Origin of the sequence: Rickettsia endosymbiont of Proechinophthirus fluctus (assembly GCF_001602635.1) — a bacterium.
GTDB classification, from domain to species: Bacteria; Pseudomonadota; Alphaproteobacteria; order Rickettsiales; family Rickettsiaceae; genus Rickettsia; species Rickettsia rickettsii.
In genome coordinates this window covers 417,774-422,474 of sequence record NZ_LECS01000004.1, presented here as the reverse complement: position 1 = coordinate 422,474, position 4,701 = coordinate 417,774, and the positions used below count along the sequence as shown (strand labels likewise).

The window sequence follows — 4,701 nt, the reverse complement described above, 5'->3', positions numbered from 1 at the left end:
TATCTCGGAATTACCTGTACCTTTAAACTCCTCAAAAATTACCTCATCCATACGAGAACCGGTTTCAATTAAAGCCGTACCGATTATAGTAAGCGAACCGCCGTTTTCAATATTTCTTGCTGCTCCGAAAAATCTTTTAGGTCTCTGAAGAGCATTAGCATCAACACCGCCCGTTAATACTTTACCTGATGACGGCACTACGGTATTATAAGCACGAGCTAAACGTGTTATCGCATCTACTAAAATTACCACATCTTTTTTATGTTCTACTAAACGCTTTGCTTTTTTGATAACCATTTCTGCAAGCTGCACGTGCCTACTTGCCGGTTCATCGAAAGTAGAGCTAACAACCTCCCCACGTACGGAACGTTGCATATCGGTTACTTCTTCAGGTCTTTCGTCTATTAACAGTACTATTAAAAATACTTCCGGATTATTGGTTGTAATTGCATGTGCTATATTTTGTAATAGTACGGTTTTACCTGTACGAGGCGGTGCTACTATTAATGCACGTTGTCCTTTACCCATAGGGGCAACAAGTTCAATAACCCGTGTACTAAAATCCTTACTATCTTTATTATTATTTTCAAGTTCTAATCCTAATTTTTCATCAGGATATAAGGGGGTTAAATTATCAAAATGAACACGATGATAAGCTTTAGAAGGGTCTTCAAAATTTACTCTATTGACTTTCAGTAAAGCAAAATAACGTTCTCCAGCTTTTGGAGCTCTGATCTGACCTTCTACAGTATCACCGGTACGCAGACCAAAGCGACGAATCTGACTAGGAGAAATATAAATATCATCAGGGCCTGCTAAGTAGTTTACTTCCGGCGAACGTAAAAAACCAAATCCGTCAGGTAGTACTTCAAGTACCCCCTCTCCCACTATTAAAACTCCCTGCTCTACGGATTTTTTCAAAATTGCAAAAACTAATTCTTGTTTAAGTAATGAATTAATATTTTCAATTTTTAATTCTTCTGCTTGTGCTTGTAGTTCCTCCGGTAATTTACGTTTTAATTGTTTTAAATTAATAATATTACCGTTCTCTGCAAAATTATTATAATTGTTATTGGATTCAGTATTGTTAAGTTCTGCTGTGGATTCTTTATTAGTTGTGTTCATTATTTTATTATTAATAGATTATAATTGAAAAGTTGAGTTAGCAATCAAGTTTAAAGGTAAGTAATATACTTATTTAAGTTAGGAATCAAATTAGATTTTTAGAAAGTTTTATTTATTCTTGCGGTTTAAAGAATTATTTATCTTGTTAGCTTATAAGAGTTGGCTATGTATGTAAAAGCATACTAACAACGTTAATAGCACATTGTCAACCCAAATCGTCATTGCGAGCAGGTAATCGGTAAATGGTCATTGCGAGAAAATTACGAAGCAATCTTGGGAGTTTATTATTATTGCATGAGATTGCTGCACAGCTTACGGCTGCCTAGCCTGGTAACCTCTTCTCGCAATGACGGATGAATATCAATCCACGTAACTCTAGCAATCCTTTGATTTTAACAATAACACATTTGTATTAAGTAATGGCATGTATACATTTTTAACTTCATTTAATAAGGCCTCATTGCTTATTGTTTGGTTTAATTCGTTGCGTACCGCATCAAATATTTCTCTTAAACTTTTCTCTTCTACCATATATTTAAAAATATATTTAGTGCTTCTAAATATCGACATTGAGATATTAACATTATTTAATATCCCATTATTAATAGTAAAATTAATAGCATTATTTACTGCTGAAGGATTAGATTCCAAATGCTCATAAATTTGTTTAGCAAAATTGGCAATATTATGGAAGTATGGTATATTATCAAGGTCATCAAGAGAGGCTACACTATCTTTTTGATTTGATACGTAAACTGAATGTTTAATAATATTACCGGTAAGTATTTCAGAAATTGCTTCTCTAGTTACTTTATCCATCTTTTTAATTTTTTGTAGAAGTGAAAAATCTTTTATATAATTTTCTGGTCTTAATAAAATTTTCTCTAAAGGATCAAGATAATCAACAAAATTTAAGTCTGCTTTTTCTACGAATTCATATAACTCAGGAACGGAATAGGCTCTATCCTGTTTGTGCAGGAACATATCATAAACTCCGACGTCACCGAAATTTTGGTAATCTGAAAATAACTCCCAACCTCTTTTATACCAGTTAGTAGCAGGCAAATTATCTAGAATTAGCTTCCCGTTCATTACTTCTTCGATACGGCTTTTAGTATCTTTATTTATCATTTTCATTACATCCTGAATTTGATAAACACCGGTACGTCCGTATTTAGCATATACCATTAAACCCATACCACCAGTCGGCTTTAAAGAATCTTTTAGATTTTTTAAACCTTCATCAGGATTTGCTAAATGATGAAGCACGCCGGTACAATTTATATAATCGAATTTTCCAAGTTTGAGATTAGGTATATTTAATATTGAATCATTAATCCATTTAATATTTCTAAGACCTCGTACTTCTGCACGTTTTTGTGCTACTTCCATGCTAGGCTTGCTGAAATCTAGATATATTATTTCGGCATTTTTATCTTTTAACTGCTCGGCAAGATAAATAGTCGAATCACCGGTGCCGCCGCCTGCTATTAAGCATCTAAAATTATTATTAAAATTTTCTTTTCCTTGATATAGAAAATGGTTTAATTCTCCTAAGAACTCACCGCATGTTGCAAGTAAATATCCTTGTTCTTGATTTGGGTCTCTGAAAGGATAAGGATAATCTTGATAATGCTCTTGTACTTCTGCTAAGTCTTTAGAAATTGTAGTATTTTTTGTTTTCTTTAAATTTCTCATAAATTATTATTTTTTACATTGTTATTATATATACTTAGTCTATCTACTCTTTTAGAAGTATATCTTTTATAATTAATTGAATAGTATAATTATCTTGCCAATTATTAGTTTTTAACGTTCCTATTGCGGCAATATTTTTTGCTTTAGGGCTTAATAAAACATCTTCAAATGCAGTTCCTACCGAATTAAAAGCAATAGCAGATAAGGCTTTATTACCAAAGCCTCGCTTATTTGGAACAAGCATACATTTAATATGCTTACTTCCAACGATATCCGCTTTTAATACAAATAAATCATCAAATTTAAATATAGGCTCATGATTTCCTTGACCGAAAGGCTCTAAAGTGTTTAATTCCTCCATTAAAGGGAAATTCACACTATTAACCGTTAAATCAATATCATATTCCGCATGCTTATAATTTTCTAGTTTAGTTATACTAATTCTAAAAGCATTATTAAAAAAATTCTGCAATTCTTGTAATTTTTCAGCTGTTACGGTAAAACCTGCCGCCATAGCATGACCTCCGCCTGCTATTAGCAAATCTTTGCTTTTAGCATTGATAATTTCAGTACCAAAATCAATACCTAAAATAGAACGGCATGAAGCTTTACCAATCCCGTCATTTAAAGCTATAACTGCCACCGGCTTATCAAATTTTTCTTTTAATTTGCTGGCAACGATTCCTATAACGCCTGGATGCCACCCTTCTTTTACGATAAATAATACACTACTATCTTGTTGTGTCAAAGCAATTTCCATCGCTTCTTCTATCATTAATAACTCAATTACTTTACGCTCATTATTGTGTTTTTCAAGTTCTTTAGCTAATTTATTTGCTTCATTAGAACAACTAGTAGATAGGAGATGAGCCCCTAAACTTGACTTTCCTACTCTACCGCCTGCATTGATACGCGGACCTAGAATAAACCCTAAATGATAACATTTTGGTATTTCATGAAGCCCTGCCATATCATATAATGTTTTAATCCCTATATTTTGCCTTTGTTGCATTACTTTCAATCCGCTTGCAACAAATGCACGGTTTAAGCCTGTTAATTTCATCATATCGCAAACAGTACCAAGAGCCACTAAATCTAGATACTGCATTAGATTAGGCTGAAGTATTGTTTGCGTGAAATAATTTTGCTTCTTTAAATTCGATAATATTGCAGTTGCAAATAAGAAAGCAACTCCTACGGCTGCCAAATGTTTATATTCGCTTTTTTCATCAATACGATTTGGATTTACTATAGCTACTGCATCTGGTAATATTTCCGTAGCTATATGATGATCGATTACTATAACATCAAGGTTAACGTCTTTTGCGTATTTTAGGGCTTCATGTGCCATAGCACCGCAATCAACCGTAATTAATAATTCTGTGCCGTTATCTTTAATTTTTTGCATAGCAAAAGGAGTTGGACCGTATCCTTCAGCTATACGATCAGGAACATAAATATCACATAGTATATTTAAATCTCTAAAAATATTTTTAAGTAAAGCAGCTGAAGTAGCACCGTCTACATCATAATCGGCAAAGATACATATTGTTTGGTTATTTAAAATAGCTGTAACAGTTCTATCTACAGCCTTTTCCATATCAAGTAGATGAAAAGGATCAGGTAATAAATTTTTGATTTTCGGTCTCAAGAAATTTTCTACTTCCTCTAGATTATTTACTCTTAATGATACTATCCTAGCAAGTAAATCACTAATTTTGAAACTACGACATAACTCAGTGACTATATCTTCGTTAATCAGTTTCTGCTGCCAGATTTTACCGTTTATAGATGCTTGTGGTTTCATTTGTTTATTAGGCTGTATTTTTGCTGTATATCGTCATTGTGAGTAGGCATTGTTGCGTGGATCAATTTCAC

Annotated in this window: 3 protein-coding genes; all 3 read right to left on the bottom strand. The window is 33.0% G+C overall.

The window, feature by feature from the left end:
- The coding region (rho, locus tag BG75_RS04045; protein WP_252903644.1) for a transcription termination factor Rho at positions 1-1,125 on the bottom strand (1,125 nt) is incomplete at its 3' end.
- A gap of 375 nt (positions 1,126-1,500) precedes the next feature.
- Positions 1,501-2,823: a class I SAM-dependent methyltransferase gene (locus BG75_RS04040; protein ID WP_062811534.1), complete on the bottom strand. Its 1,323-nt coding sequence runs from the start codon at positions 2,821-2,823 to the stop codon at positions 1,501-1,503.
- Between the two features lie 43 nt (positions 2,824-2,866).
- Positions 2,867-4,630, bottom strand: a complete 1,764-nt coding sequence (recJ, locus tag BG75_RS04035) for a single-stranded-DNA-specific exonuclease RecJ (protein WP_062811533.1) — start codon at positions 4,628-4,630, stop codon at positions 2,867-2,869.
- Positions 4,631-4,701: the final 71 nt, after the last annotated feature.

Excerpts from the sequence above, each read along its gene's own strand:
- recJ (WP_062811533.1), bottom strand. The coding sequence starts at position 4,630 with ATGAAACCACAAGCATCTATAAACGGTAAAATCTGGCAGCAGAAACTG.
- BG75_RS04040 (WP_062811534.1), bottom strand. The coding sequence starts at position 2,823 with ATGAGAAATTTAAAGAAAACAAAAAATACTACAATTTCTAAAGACTTA.